This window comes from Tateyamaria pelophila (assembly GCF_019966495.1).
GTDB lineage: Bacteria > Pseudomonadota > Alphaproteobacteria > Rhodobacterales > Rhodobacteraceae > Tateyamaria > Tateyamaria pelophila.
This window is the reverse complement of sequence record NZ_JAIMIA010000117.1, coordinates 1-13,542: the sequence shown is the minus strand read 5'-3', so window position 1 is coordinate 13,542 and position 13,542 is coordinate 1. Positions and strand designations below refer to the sequence as shown.

Genomic DNA, 13,542 nt, shown 5'->3' with positions numbered 1-13,542 from the left:
TCCTCGTTGCTTGGTGATACTTCACCATTCTGGCACATTGCGATGCCGCTGAGCGGGGGTATCCACACCATCAACGCCGTTGAAGGTCATGAACCGACCACATTGCCAGACTGCCGGGGCTCGGCTAGACGCCCAGCTCTTTGCTCACCTGCGCGAGACTGCGCTCCATGATGGACATCATTTCCGCCATCTCTTTCGAGGTGATTATCATCGGTGGACAGAATGCCATCGCATCCATCATGTTGCGCGATACCAGCCCGTTGGCGAGCATTGTCTTGCTCATATGTGCGCCGATCTTGCCGGGGGAAAATTGCTCCTCCATCCCTTGGGGTGGGGTCAGTTCCAGGGCACCGATCAGGCCAACTCCGCGCGCTTCGCCCACTAGCGGATGATCTAGAAATCCGGCCAGCCCGGCCTGAAGTTCGGCACCGCGCGCCGCGGCATTCCCCACCAGATCGCGTTCCTCGATAATTTTGAGGTTTTCAAGTGCTACGGCGGCCCCTACGGGATGCCCCCCGCCGGTATAGCCGTGGCCCAGAACGCCGATCCGGTTGCTTTCATCCGCGATTGGCTCATAAACTCGGTCGTTGACCATAAAGGCCGAGAACGGAAAATAGGACGACGTGATCTGTTTCGACATGGTCAGAACGTCCGGCCTGATCCTATAGGTGGTTGAACCGAACATTTTCCCGGTCCGGCCAAACCCGCAGATGACCTCATCTGCGATCAGAAGGATGTCGTATTTCGATAGAACCGCCTGTATCTTTTCCCAATAGGTGGCGGGGGGCACAACGACACCGCCCGCGCCCATGACCGGCTCCGCGATAAAGGCGGCGACGGTGTCCGGCCCTTCGGCTTGTATCATCGCATCCAGATCGTCGGCGCAGCGGGTGGCAAAGGCGTCTTCGCTTTCGCCGTCGCGCCCTTCGCGCCAGTAGTGCGGGCAGGTGGTGTGTAGAATCCCGTCAATCGGCAGATCAAACGACTTGTGATTATACGGCAGGCCGGTCATCGACGCCGACGCGATGGTCACCCCATGATAGCCGCGCAGACGGGAAATGACCTTCTTCTTTTTTGGTTTTCCCAACGCATTTGACCGATACCAGACCATTTTCAGAATCGTGTCGTTGGCTTCTGAGCCTGAGTTTGTAAAGAACACCTTGCTCATTGGGAAGGGGGCGATGTCGATCAGCTTTTCCGCCAGATCAATGGCCGGCCCATGCGAGCGGTGCGAAAATGTATGATAAAACGGCAGCTTTTGCATCTGCGCATGGGCAGCATCCGCCAGGCGTTTTTCGTTGAATCCGACACCAACACTCCAAAGCCCTGCCATCCCTTCCATGTAGCGGTTGCCATTGTTGTCAAACACATAAACGCCGTCGCCACGGTCGATGATCAGCGGTCCGTTTTCCTCGTGGACACGGGCATTGGTGTAGCCGTGAAAGTGATAGGCGATATCGCGGGCTTCATCGGAGTTGGGGCGCAGGTTCAGGTTCATGGGTATAGTCTTTCGGTCAGGACGATTGGGCTAAACCGCGGTATTCACCTCCGGCTGTGTAAAGTGCTAGCGTTTCCTGGGTCGGTATGGCAAGATTTTTTGATGCATCATGCATCAAATGTCTGAAGTGGAGCGACGCCTGACCATGTCATCAGCGCTTGACGATTTGAGCCGGATCAACCTAGGCGATCAGGTCTACGAGCGTATCGCCAAGGCGTTGCTGACCGGGCAGATGCGCCCCAACGACAAGCTAACCATCCGTGGCCTGTCCGAGAGGTGGGGGGTCAGTACCACGCCAATCCGCGATGCGATCAAACAGTTGACGCAGGAAAAGGTGCTGGAACAACGCTCTCCCAAGGACGTGCGGGTGCCGGTGATGACGCAGGCGATGTATCTCGAAATCCTGCAAATCCGGCTCCATCTGGAGGGCCTCGCGGCTGAGCGGGCCGCGGAACGGGCGACACCGCAAGACCTGCGTGATCTGCGGAAATTGCTGAACCGTAACGACAAGGCGGCTGACCGGCAGAACCTTGCGTTGGCCACCGCGGGCAATCAGGAATTCCACCTGTCGCTCAGCGCTGTGGCAGACATGCCGACCCTGCAAAAAATCCTCAAAGGTCTGTGGCTGCAGATGGGGCCGCTTGTGGCTTGCTATTACGATATGCAGCCGCCCGGTCTGAACGCCCTACATCATGAGGTGATCGATGCCATGCAAGACAAAAGCCCCGACCGGGCCCGGTTGGCCATTCAGAAGGATATCCTCTCGGCGAAACCGGCGTTGCTCGACCAGATAACGACACTGCGCACCGGCCTGCGCGATCCGGCTGAAGCGTTGTGAACAAGGCGTTCAAGCAAGGGGTCGATGGCACCCCCCTGTGTGACAACTGGGGCCTGTTGCGCAGTTTCTATTTTATCGTCAACACCAAGGGTGTTACCAAGGCCGCCCGTGAACAAGGGCTGAGCCAGCCTTCGGTCAGTGGCGCGCTCGCGCGGCTGGAAAAGCGGTTGCAGCAACAACTTGTGCAGCGGGGACAGCGTGATTTCGAACTGACCGCAGCGGGCGAGGTTCTTTTTGCAGAGGTGCAGCGCATGTTCGAGGCCGCCCTGCGCGCCGAAGAGAAGCTCAAGGCGCTGCACTCCGATCTGGTAGGCACCGTGCAGATCCAGATCGTCACCGGGGTGCGCAGTGACATACTGGACGAAATCCTGCGGCTGGTGCATCAGCGGCACCCGTCGGTGGTGATTGACATCCAGATCGCGTCCAGCCCGACCATTTTGCACAATGTAGTGTCAGGGGCCGTGCCCTTTGGCATCTGTCTGATGACCCGGCCCCTGTCGCGACTTGATTGCCAGCTTTTGCTACGCGCCGAATACGGTATATTCTGCGGTGCCGAAGATCCGCTTTTCGGGCGGCAGGATGTCACGCTGGATGACCTGCGCAACGTGCCCTTCATCTCGTTTTCCTGCGATAAGGAAGGGCGCGCGCCGGAACCAATGATCGCCCTGCGCGACAGCACCGGTCTGGGCCGCACCATCGGGGGCACCAGCGGAGATTTCACCGAAGTCTGCCGCATGATTACAGCAGGTCTGGGCATCGGTGTCCTGCCCGTCCATGCCGTCGCGCGTGAGATCGAGGATGAAACTCTTTGGCGGATCGACTTGCCCAAGGCGCATCTCTACGCGGATATGTTCTTTATTTCAGATCCCGCCCGGCATCTGAGCGGTGCAGAGGGCACGTTTTTACAGGTTGCCCAAGAAGTCATCGCGGCATCCAGCTAAAGAGCGGTACTCGAAATTTAACATCGCAAAATATATTGGCTGATATAGTAAAAAACTATTTTGTGGTTTCGCAACTCATTGCTAACCTCATCCTAGGATGAGCGCGCGGTATTCTTAAAACACAGGCTTACGCCGCTGAACGCAGCGCATTGGTGATCGCCACAGGCGATTTACGTCAAATTTGGGTGATCATGAAACACGACGATATTAACGCAGTGGCCACGGAACGTCTGCATCTAGCGGCCGCCTATCGGCTGGTGGCGTATTTCGGCCTCGATGACAGTATTTTTACGCATATTTCCGCCCGCGCTCCGGCGTCCGAGGCGGAACATGGTTTCCTCATCAACCCCTTCGGTCTGCGCTTTGACGAGGTGACGGCGTCCAACCTCGTTACCGTCGATCTGGATGGGACGATCATCCGTGATACTTACGGGGCGGGCATCAATGATGCGGGGTTCACGATCCACAGCGCGGTTCATGCCGCCCGGCCCGAAGTTGGTTGCGTCCTGCACACGCATACCGTGGCGGGTGTCGCGATCGCGTCGATGGTCGAGGGCATCCTGCCCCTGAACCAGTGGTCGATGCAGTTCTACAATCGCGTGGCTTTTCACGACTACGAAGGGATCGCACTTGACCTGAGAGAGCGCGAACGTCTGGTCGCCGATCTGGGGGTTCGTAAGGTGATGATCCTGCGTAACCATGGCCTGCTGACCTGTGGCGGCACGGTTGGCGAGGCATTCGCGCTGATGTTCAACCTCGAACGGACCTGTAAGGCGCAAGTGGCTCTGATGTCCACCGGTGCCGAGTTGAACCGCGTGCCTGATGATGTGGCCGAACATACAGCCGGCCAATACGATTATCTGACACGAAACCGCGGTAATTACGACGTTCCCGACCCCGAGTGGGAGGCCTATCTGCGCCTCGCGCTCAAGCATTACCCCGACCTCGCATCATAAGCGGGGCGTGATCCCAACAACCATCTCCAGGGAGATACAAAATGAAGACATTTCGCTTTCTTACGACCGTGGCAGTCATCGCCATGGCCAGCGCCCTCGCCGCCGAAGAACCCGTGCAAGGTGGCACGCTCAACGCCGTGATCCAGCCCGAACCGCCGGGCCTGATGCTGGGCCTGATCCAGAACGGGCCCACGCAGATGGTCGCGGGTCAGATCTACGAAAGCCTGTTGCGCTATGACACCGATCTGAACCCCATGCCGTCGCTGGCCAAGGAGTGGAGCAAGTCGGACGACGGGCTGACCTACACCTTTACGCTGCAGGATGATGTGGTCTGGCATGATGGCGCGCCGTTCACCTCGGCGGATGTTGTGTTTTCCGTCGATGTCTTTCTGCGCGAAACTCACGCCCGTCTGCGCGCCTCACTGGTACACGTGGCCAGCATCGAAGCGCCGGACGACAAGACTGTGGTCTTTACGCTGAATCAGCCGTTCGGCCCGTTTCTGGGGATATTCGAGGTCGGCACCATGCCGATGATCCCGAAACACATCTACGAGGGGACGGATTTCGCCAACAACCCGGCGAACAACACACCCATCGGCACCGGCCCCTTCAAATTTCAGGAGTGGGAGCGTGGCAGCTACATCCATCTCGTGAAAAACGAGGACTACTACTTGGAGGGCAAGCCGCATCTGGACGAGATCTATTATCAGGTGATCCCTGATGCTGCCTCGCGCGCCGTGGCGTTCGAGACGGGGCAGGTCGATCTGCTGCCCGGTGGATCGATCGAGAACTTCGATATTCCGCGTCTGACCGCGATGGACAACGTGTGTACCACCAACGCTGGCTGGGAATTCTTTGGGCCTCATTCATGGATGTGGCTGAACATGCACGAAGGGCCGATGACCGACAAGAACCTGCGCAAGGCAGTGATGCACGCGCTGGATCGCGAGTTCGCCCGCGATGCGCTGTGGAATGGCAATGGCACCGTCGCCAAGGGTCCGGTCAGTTCCGTCACGCGGTTCCACGAAGAGAACACGCCCGATATCTCGTTCAACCCTGAAAAGGCCAAGGAATATCTAGCGGCCTCAGGTTATGACGGTGAAACGCTGCGCATTCTTCCCTTGCCCTATGGCGAAACATGGCAACGGTGGGCAGAGGCCACACGCCAGAACCTTGCCGAGGTCGGGATCAATTCGGAACTGGTAGCCACAGACGTGGCGGGCTGGAACCAAAAGGTTGGCGCGTGGGACTTCGACATGGCCTTCACCTATCTCTATCAGTACGGGGATCCTGCCTTAGGCGTCGCGCGGACGTATATTTCGTCCAACATCGCGCAGGGTAGCCCGTGGAACAACGTCTCGGGCTACGTCAACGAAGAGGTTGATGCACTCTTTGCTGACGCGGCCATTCAGGCGGATGATGCAGCCCGACAAGAGCTCTACACCAAGGCGCAGGACATCATTGTCGATGACGTGCCCGTGGCCTGGATGCTGGAGCTTGAGTTCCCGACGATCTACCGCTGTGACCTTAAAAATCCCGTCAGCACCGCCATCGGCGTCAATGATGGTCTGCGCGATGCGTGGCTGGTACAGAACTGATCCTTGCGCTTTGCCGCCGCGCCCGTTTTTCGGCGCGGCGGTTTTCACGACCTAACCACAGGACTGCATTGTGCTTGGCTTCATAGCGGCGCGGCTGGTCAAAGCCGTTTTCATCTTGCTGGCGATCCTCGTGCTGAACTTTGTCCTGATCCATGCGGCCCCCGGTGATCCGGCGGCGGTCATGGCAGGCGAAGCAGGCGCGGCGGACGAAAAATTCTTGCAGGATCTGCGGGAACGCTTTGGTCTGGATCAACCCTTTGCTATGCAGCTCTGGACCTACATGAGAGGCGCGGTGCAGCTTGATCTGGGCTATTCCTACCGCCAGCAGATGCCGGTGGCCGAACTGATCTGGGACAGGTTGCCCGCGACGCTTTTGCTGACCGCCACTGCCTTTGTGATCTCTATCGTGCTGGGCGTCACGGCGGGCGTTCTGGCGGCACAGGCGCAGGGCACGTGGTGGGACACGCTGATTTCCGCTGTGGCACTGATCTTTTACGCGACCCCGCTCTTTTGGGTGGCGCTGATGGCGTCGCTGTTGTTTTCGGTCGTGCTGGGCTGGCTGCCCGGGTTCGGCTATCAGACCATCGGCGCGAATTACACGGGCCTCGACCGCGTACTGGACGTAGGCAAGCATCTGATCCTGCCCGCCAGCACGCTGGGACTCTTCTTCACGGCGATCTACATGCGCATGACTCGCGCCTCGATGCTCGAAGTATCGCGGCTGGATTTTGTCAAAACCGCGCGCGCAAAGGGTCTGCGCAATTCGGTGATCCAGCGGCGGCACGTCCTGCGCAATGCGCTGCTGCCGGTCATCACGCTGGCAGGACTGCAGGCCGGCCAGATCGTTGGCGGCGCGGTTCTGACGGAGACTGTCTTTGCTTGGCCCGGCATCGGACGGCTGATGTTCGAAGCGATCAGCCAGCGGGATTATAACGTGATCCTCGGAGTGTTCTTTATCTCCGCTGCGATGGTGCTTTTGTTCAATCTTGTCACCGATATCCTCTACGGGATCGTCGATCCGCGCATCAGGATTGCGACATGAAGGCGTTCTGGTTCCGCTACCGCCAAAACCGGGGCGCTGTCATCGGCCTTGTCATTCTGGCCCTCGTGCTGCTGTGCGCGGTGGCGGCACCGTTCCTCTTTCCGCGCAGCCCTTGGTCGATGGTGCAGCGTCCGTTCCTGCCGCCCTTTACCATGGACGGTCTGCCGCTTGGAACAGATGCCCTTGGCCGCGACGTGCTGTCCGGCCTCTTTCATGGGGCGCGTGTGTCGCTGTTGGTGGGGCTGGTGTCCACGGTCGTGGCGCTGGCCATCGGCATCCCCATCGGGGCGCTTGCCGGGTACTACGGCGGGCTGGCCGATGATATGTTGATGCGCTTTACCGAGTTCTTTCAGACGATCCCCAGTTTTGCGCTGGCCATCGTTCTGCTGGCGATTTTTCAACCGTCGCTGGCATATGTCATCCTTGCCATTGCCATCGTCAGCTGGCCTCCCGTCGCGCGCCTTGTGCGGGGCGAGGTACTGTCCCTGCGTCACCGCGAATTCGTCGAGGCGGCGACCCTTTCGGGACAAAGCAACCTCGCGATCATCCTGAAACAGGTGTTGCCGAACGCCCTGCCGCCGATCATCGTGCTGGCCTCTCTGATGGTGGCCACCGCCATCCTGCTGGAAAGCTCGCTCAGCTTTCTGGGGCTGGGAGATCCCAACGTGATGTCCTGGGGCTATATGATCGGGGCCGCGCGCACTGTCCTCCGCACCGCGTGGTGGCTCAGCTTCATTCCCGGCATCGCCATCGTGCTGACGGTGCTGGCGCTCAACCTCATCGGTGAGGGGCTGAACGATGCGCTGAACCCGCGGCTGCGCAGGCGGCAGTCATGACCCTGCTCAGCGTCGACGACCTGTCCATCGCGCTACCCAAGGGGGCGGACCGCGAGCTGGCGGTCAAGGATGTGTCCTTTACACTCGAAAAGGGCGAGATACTCTGCATCGTGGGCGAAAGCGGGTCGGGCAAATCCATGTCCGCCAATGCACTGATGGGTCTGCTGCCCGAGGGGGTGCGCTCCGCAGGCGGCACGATCATGTTCGGGGGGCGCAACCTGCTGGATTTGTCTGAGACTGAGATGCTTTCACTACGCGGGTGCGAGATTTCGATGATTTTTCAGGAACCTCTCAGCGCACTCAACCCCCTCATGCGGATCGGCGACCAGATTGCCGAAGTCTTCGAAGCGCATGACCTTCTGACCCCGCGGACGCGCCGTGCCCGTGCGTTGGAGTTGCTACAAGAAGTAGGTCTGCCCGATCCTGAAACGACGATCCGCGCCTATCCCTTTCAACTCTCCGGCGGTCAGCGACAGCGCGTCGTGATCGCCATGGCGCTGGCGCTCGAGCCGCAGATCCTCGTCGCGGATGAACCCACGACCGCGCTCGATGTGACCACGCAGGCGCAGATCCTCGACCTGATCGAGGAGCTGCGGCGCAAGCGCGGCATGGCTGTGCTGTTCATCACCCATGATTTCGGCGTGGTGGCCGACATCGCGGATCGCGTGATCGTCATGCAGTCAGGGGAGGTCGTCGAGGCGGGTGTGGCGGATACGGTGCTGCTGACGCCGACGCACCCCTATACCCGCGCGCTGCTCGACGCGATTCCCGGGCTGGCGTTTACCGGCACCCCGCGCGCGGCAACAGAAGGCAAACCCATCCTGAGCGTCCGGGACCTGAGCATGACGTTCCGTACCCGCACCTCCGGCTTTTTCGCCAAGCCGCGCGTGGTCAGGGCGGTGAAAGACGTGTCGTTTGACCTGCAGAAAGGTGAAACGATCGGCATCGTCGGGGAAAGTGGGTCAGGGAAATCTACGCTGGGCCGCTGCCTCGCGCGTCTGCTGACCCCGGAAAAAGGGGTCGTGAAAATTGGAGGGCAGGATATATCGCACATCAAGGGGCGCGCGCTGCACGCGCATCGGCGTCGCATCCAGATGGTGTTTCAGGACCCGTTTTCGTCTCTCAATCCGCGGGCGCGGATCGGCACCATCCTGACCGACGGGCTAATCGCCTATGGATCCGACAAGGCTTCGGCACGGGCCCGTGCAGCTGAGTTGCTGACGCTCGTCGATCTCGATCCTTCGGCGATGGAGCGCTACCCGCATGAATTCTCAGGTGGGCAACGGCAACGTGTCGGCATCGCCCGCGCGCTGGCATTGGAGCCCGAGGTCATCATAGCGGACGAGGCCGTCTCTGCCCTCGATGTGTCCATTCAGGCGCAGGTGCTGGATTTGCTGGCTGACCTCAAGGATCGGCTAAACCTGTCGATGATCTTTATTACCCATGATCTGCGGGTGGCCTCTCAGGTTTGTGACCGCATCATCGTCATGCAGCGCGGCGAGATGGTCGAATTCGGACCCTTGGTGCAGGTGCTTGGGGATCCGCAAACCGTTTATACCCAGTCGCTGCTTGATGCGATCCCCGGCAAGGCCCATGAAAAGGCACTGGCCGCCCAAAAGGAGGCTGCCCTGTGACATCGCGTGCTCAACTGGCGCAGCATGATGTGGTCGAAGGCGTCTATCTAAGTGCCTCTCTGGATCTGCCCGACATCTTCGGTCCCGAAACCGAGACCCGCGACGGTATTCGCCTTTACCGGCCCGAGGATGTTCCCGATCCCGCCCGTATCCGCTTTGCGCTTGCGTGGAATCCAGCCGAGGACGCTTTTGACGCCTATCCTAATATCGGGTTGGTGCAGGTTATCGCCGCCGGTGTGGACGGTGTTCTGTCAAATCGGAGCTTGCCAAAACATGCCGTCGTGGCACGCGTCCACGATAAAGAGCAGGCCGCCATCATGGCGGGCTTCGCCGCGTGGCATGTGGTCTGGCATCACCGTCAGATGGGCAATTATATCGCCGCCCAGCAGGCCTCTCGCTGGGACCGCCAGACTGTCAAGATCCTGCGCCCCCCGTCTGCTGTAACGGTCGGCATCCTTGGCTACGGCTTGATGGGGCAGGCGATCGCGCAGACCGTCGCGTCGATGGAGTTTCCCGTCTTGGTGGCGGCGCGTTCCCCAAGACAGGACGAAGGACGAATTTCCTGCATCTCTGGGCCGGGATCGGTCGAAGCTGTGGCGGCGCGAGCCGATATTTTGATCAACATTCTGCCGCTGACTGATGCGACTCAAGGGATTCTTGACGCGGGGCTCTTTGCCCGGATGCCAAAGGGTGCGGCGCTGATCCAGTTGGGCCGGGGCAACCACCTCGTCGAGGAGGACCTGCTGGCGGCTCTGACATCCGGCCAGATTGGAGGTGCTTCGCTTGATGTTTTCCGGCAGGAACCGCTGCCCGCGGACCATCCGTTTTGGTCGCATCCAATGGTCTTTATCACGCCGCACGAAGCAAGCATCACATCAGCCCCGGCCGTCATTGATGCATTGGAACACTCGCTTGAGCAGATACAGGCGGGACAGCACCCATCGACAGCAGTCGACAGGAAAACGGGCTATTAGCCCCCGACAAAGGACCCAACGATGAAAGCCTTTTTCGACCCGCGCCAATTGGGGCACAAACCACAAGTTTACTATCGTGGAGGCGCGCCGATGCCCCACCCCGAACAGCCGGAACGTGCGATCTTGATCCGCGACATGCTGCTGGAAAACGGATTTCCGGTAGAGGCCCCGGCCGATTTTGGCACCGGGCCGATCAAGGCAGTGCATGATCCCGACTATGTGGATTTCTTTGCTGATGCCTATGGCCGGTTCATAGCAGAGGCGCCCGAGGATGCTTTGGGCATTCCGACGCGGCATCCCGGCACCCGGCGCGGTCGCGTGCCCAAGGACATCAACGGTGCCATGGGCTGGTGGATGACGGATACCTCGACCCCGCTGACCGAAAACACCTATGAGGCGGCGTATTGGTCGGCCCAGACGGCCCTTTCTGCGGCGCAGGAGGTTATGGACGGTGCACGAGCGTCCTATGGGCTGAGCCGCCCGCCGGGCCATCACGCCATGAAGGACTGCTCGAACGGGTTTTGCTTTTACAACAACGCCTGCGCCGCCGCGCATCATATGCGGGGCAGTTGGGACAAGATCGCCTTACTGGATGTGGATGTGCATACCGGCAACGGGTCGATGGATATTTTCTATGACCGGGCGGATGTGTTCTTTTGTTCGCTGCACCCTGATCCGGCAGTCTATCCGACGTTTTATCTGGGCTACGCCGACGAGACCGGCGAGGGGGCGGGGCTTGGCACGACCCGAAATGAAGTCCTACAAATGGGCGATGGTGAGCCGGAGGTGATGGCAGCGCTGGACCGGGGGATCGCCGCGATCAAGGATTTCGGCGCGCAGGCGCTGGTGATCTCGCTGGGCTTTGACATGGCCGCTGATGACCCGCTGGCTGCAGTGAAGGTCAATGCTGGTGGATTTGCCGATATGGCGCGCCGGATTGCCGCAATGAACCTGCCCACTGTGCTGATCCAAGAAGGGGGTTACCTCGGCCCCTCGCTCAAAAACAACGCAGAGGCGTTTCTGACCACTTTCCGGGATGCGATCCGGGAATGAATGCGGCCCTGCCTCCAGACGCCCGAATCGATCTGAACCGTTTCACCGCCACGATTGATGCCTTGTCGGGCATCGGTCCGGGGCGCCCAGGCGGTCTGTCCCGGCTGGCACTGTCCGATACAGACCGTGAGATGCGGGACCTTTTCGTGACTTGGTGCCAATAGGCTCGGTTAGATGTCACAGTTGACGCCTGCGGTAACATCTTTGGCCGCCGCGAGTGTACAGACCCCAGCCTCCCACCTGTCCTGTTTGGAAGCGATCTGGACACGCAGATCAACCGGGGGCGTTTTGACGGGATCGCGGGCGTTCTGGCCTCCCTTGAGGTTATCCGAACCTTGAATGATCTGGGGCATGTGACCCGCCGACCGCTGGAAATTGTGAACTGGACGAATGAGGAAGGTGCGCGCTTTTCCCCACCGATGTCTGCGTCAGGGTGTTTTGTCGGAGCATACAAAACCGACTGGGTACACGGGCTGATGGATAACTATGGGCTGAGGTTTGGTGATGAATTGCGCCGCATCGGATATCTGGGGCATGTGCCTTGCGTTCCCCGCGAGATCGACGCCTATTTCGAATTGCACATCAAACAGGGGCCGATACTCAATGCGGAGACCCGCGATGTTGGCGTGGTGACAGGCGGCTACCCGCGATTGCGTCCATCCGTGACCGCGGCCGGTCACCTTGCCTGCCCGGTTGAGAGTTGCGGCAATCAGCTTGTCAGGCATGAGACGGGCCAGCGCACGTGCGAGATCTACGATATCCCGGTCGGTACTCCAGCGGTGCTGGCCGCTGCGGTTCTTGAGGATGCTGTAAATGCCGCACAAATTCAACGCTGATCGTCGCGCCAAAATCCCGAAGCAAAAGCGTCGTGTGACCAACTGCGCCGAGTACGATGAATGCCTGCGGCGGCGCGGCGATCTTACGGTTTGGATCAGTGAGGATGCGCTTGCGGTGTGGTCGGCTCCACCGCGCACGACGCCTGGTGGCCAGCCTGTGTATTCTGATTTGGCGATTTAAATGTCTCTGACGCTGCGCATGGTGTTCAAGCAACCGCTTCTACAGACGCAAGGCTTGATGCGCTCTATTTCCAAACTGATGGGCGTCGATATCACGGTGCCGCATTTCACGACCATGTCACGCAGAGGCAATGGGTTGAGCTTGCCTGCCAAGACTGCATCCAAGAGGGTCAAACCCATTCAACTGGTTGTGGATAGCACCGGGCTAAAGATCTTTGGCGAGGGTGCCCTCTCGGCAGCATGCTGCGCATGCACCTGCCGGGTAATAAATGGCTTGAGGAAAAGCATAAAACCAAGGGCAACCGGCGTGCCTGGCGCAAGCTGCACCTTGTCCTTGATCTTGTGAGCGGAGAGATCGTCTGCTCTGATTTGACCACGGATGACATTGGCGATCCGACAGCGCTGCCGGGCCTGCTTGATCAAATCGATGGCCCGATTGAGAAGTTTCTTGCGGATGGTGCCTACGATGGCGAGCCAACGGTTAAGGGTCTGACTGACCGCTTCGGCACGTTAATTGAGGTCACTATCCCACCACCCAAGAACGCGATCTTGGGCCCTGACACGGCTCAAAATGCGAGCATTCGGGATCGACATATTGCGGACATAGCTGCCCATGGCCGTATGGCATGGCAGAAGTCATCTGGCTACAATCAGCGCAGCCGAATTGAGACGCAGATCGGCCGTTCGAAGACTGTCATCGGACACAAGCTCAAGGCGCGCAGCTTCGAAAATCAGAAGACAGAGGCCAAGATTGGCGTCCGGATCCTTAACCGGATGACTGAACTTGGCCGCCCCAAGTTGGAACGCACCGCCTGAAATCCGTCTCGGGTAGGGCGCGTTCCGACATCTTCACGCTCCATGCAACATATGTGGATACCCCCTTCGTGCAAGTTTCTTTTGAGCAAAGTGAGCGTGTGATCGGTGCGGTCATATGTCAGGCCTCATTTTGCAGCTTTCATACGCCGCCGGCCGGTATGGATTGAGCGGGTCGGGTCCCAATCAACGCCGCGAGCGCGAAGCTCGGTGTTGCAGCCGGGTTTTCCCATCCTCTCAGTGCCGATCTCTTACTCCATAAAACTCTCCAGACGTCTCACACGCGGTTGTTCCGGTTTAAACGATCAAGCCGCAGCCGGAATTCGGTAGTCCTGTTTCTTAG

Annotated in this window: 12 protein-coding genes and 1 pseudogene; 11 read left to right on the top strand and 2 right to left on the bottom strand. The window is 59.4% G+C overall.

The features are described from left to right. Nucleotides 1-124 precede the first annotated feature (124 nt). Nucleotides 125-1,498: an aspartate aminotransferase family protein gene (locus LC354_RS22590; RefSeq protein ID WP_223428115.1), complete on the bottom strand. Its 1,374-nt coding sequence runs from the start codon at nucleotides 1,496-1,498 to the stop codon at nucleotides 125-127. 109 nt (nucleotides 1,499-1,607) lie between these two features. On the opposite strand from LC354_RS22590, the gene LC354_RS22585 reads away from it, so the two are divergent. From LC354_RS22585 to LC354_RS22545, 9 genes are all read left to right on the top strand, one after another. Further along, on the top strand, nucleotides 1,608-2,336 hold the full coding sequence (locus tag LC354_RS22585) for a GntR family transcriptional regulator (RefSeq protein WP_223428114.1): 729 nt from the start codon (nucleotides 1,608-1,610) through the stop codon (nucleotides 2,334-2,336). Then, nucleotides 2,333-3,277 carry a LysR family transcriptional regulator gene (locus LC354_RS22580; RefSeq protein WP_223428112.1) on the top strand — a complete coding sequence of 315 codons (945 nt, stop codon included), beginning with the start codon at nucleotides 2,333-2,335 and terminating at the stop codon, nucleotides 3,275-3,277. Before LC354_RS22585 ends, LC354_RS22580 begins: the two co-directional genes overlap by 4 nt. Nucleotides 3,278-3,468: 191 nt before the next feature. Next, nucleotides 3,469-4,233: a class II aldolase/adducin family protein gene (locus LC354_RS22575; RefSeq protein WP_223428110.1), complete on the top strand. Its 765-nt coding sequence runs from the start codon at nucleotides 3,469-3,471 to the stop codon at nucleotides 4,231-4,233. 41 nt (nucleotides 4,234-4,274) lie between these two features. Beyond that, entirely contained in the window at nucleotides 4,275-5,831 is a 1,557-nt protein-coding gene (locus LC354_RS22570) for an ABC transporter substrate-binding protein (RefSeq protein ID WP_223428109.1), read from the top strand. Nucleotides 5,832-5,901: 70 nt separating this feature from the next. Then, on the top strand, nucleotides 5,902-6,873 hold the full coding sequence (locus LC354_RS22565) for an ABC transporter permease (RefSeq protein ID WP_223428107.1): 972 nt from the start codon (nucleotides 5,902-5,904) through the stop codon (nucleotides 6,871-6,873). Then, nucleotides 6,870-7,709, top strand: a complete 840-nt coding sequence (locus LC354_RS22560) for an ABC transporter permease (RefSeq protein WP_223428105.1) — start codon at nucleotides 6,870-6,872, stop codon at nucleotides 7,707-7,709. The genes LC354_RS22565 and LC354_RS22560 overlap by 4 nt, the downstream gene beginning before the upstream one ends. Continuing rightward, nucleotides 7,706-9,343, top strand: coding sequence for an ABC transporter ATP-binding protein (locus LC354_RS22555; protein ID WP_223428103.1), 1,638 nt, complete (start codon nucleotides 7,706-7,708; stop codon nucleotides 9,341-9,343). Before LC354_RS22560 ends, LC354_RS22555 begins: the two co-directional genes overlap by 4 nt. After that, on the top strand, nucleotides 9,340-10,317 hold the full coding sequence (locus LC354_RS22550; protein WP_223428102.1) for a 2-hydroxyacid dehydrogenase: 978 nt from the start codon (nucleotides 9,340-9,342) through the stop codon (nucleotides 10,315-10,317). The genes LC354_RS22555 and LC354_RS22550 overlap by 4 nt, the downstream gene beginning before the upstream one ends. A gap of 21 nt (nucleotides 10,318-10,338) precedes the next feature. Beyond that, the gene (locus LC354_RS22545) at nucleotides 10,339-11,370 is read left to right on the top strand and encodes a histone deacetylase family protein (RefSeq protein WP_223428101.1); all 1,032 of its coding nucleotides are present in this window, start codon (nucleotides 10,339-10,341) and stop codon (nucleotides 11,368-11,370) included. Nucleotides 11,371-11,540: 170 nt separating this feature from the next. Here LC354_RS22545 and LC354_RS27945 read toward each other — a convergent pair whose 3' ends face one another. Next, entirely contained in the window at nucleotides 11,541-11,723 is a 183-nt protein-coding gene (locus LC354_RS27945) for a hypothetical protein (protein ID WP_317849383.1), read from the bottom strand. On the opposite strand from LC354_RS27945, the gene LC354_RS22540 reads away from it, so the two are divergent. Beyond that, nucleotides 11,643-12,206 (top strand): M20/M25/M40 family metallo-hydrolase, encoded by a 564-nt coding sequence (locus tag LC354_RS22540; protein ID WP_317849384.1) that lies wholly within the window; start codon nucleotides 11,643-11,645, stop codon nucleotides 12,204-12,206. The genes LC354_RS27945 and LC354_RS22540 overlap by 81 nt on opposite strands. Then, nucleotides 12,184-13,202: pseudogene (locus LC354_RS22535) on the top strand (IS5 family transposase). The gene LC354_RS22540 and the pseudogene LC354_RS22535 overlap by 23 nt, the downstream one beginning before the upstream one ends. Nucleotides 13,203-13,542: the final 340 nt, after the last annotated feature.

Excerpts from the sequence above, each read along its gene's own strand:
- LC354_RS22570 (WP_223428109.1), top strand. The coding sequence starts at position 4,275 with ATGAAGACATTTCGCTTTCTTACGACCGTGGCAGTCATCGCCATGGCC.
- LC354_RS22585 (WP_223428114.1), top strand. The coding sequence starts at position 1,608 with ATGCATCAAATGTCTGAAGTGGAGCGACGCCTGACCATGTCATCAGCG.
- LC354_RS22590 (WP_223428115.1), bottom strand. The coding sequence starts at position 1,498 with ATGAACCTGAACCTGCGCCCCAACTCCGATGAAGCCCGCGATATCGCC.
- LC354_RS27945 (WP_317849383.1), bottom strand. The coding sequence starts at position 11,723 with ATGCCCCAGATCATTCAAGGTTCGGATAACCTCAAGGGAGGCCAGAAC.
- LC354_RS22560 (WP_223428105.1), top strand. The coding sequence starts at position 6,870 with ATGAAGGCGTTCTGGTTCCGCTACCGCCAAAACCGGGGCGCTGTCATC.
- LC354_RS22545 (WP_223428101.1), top strand. The coding sequence starts at position 10,339 with ATGAAAGCCTTTTTCGACCCGCGCCAATTGGGGCACAAACCACAAGTT.
- LC354_RS22555 (WP_223428103.1), top strand. The coding sequence starts at position 7,706 with ATGACCCTGCTCAGCGTCGACGACCTGTCCATCGCGCTACCCAAGGGG.
- LC354_RS22575 (WP_223428110.1), top strand. The coding sequence starts at position 3,469 with ATGAAACACGACGATATTAACGCAGTGGCCACGGAACGTCTGCATCTA.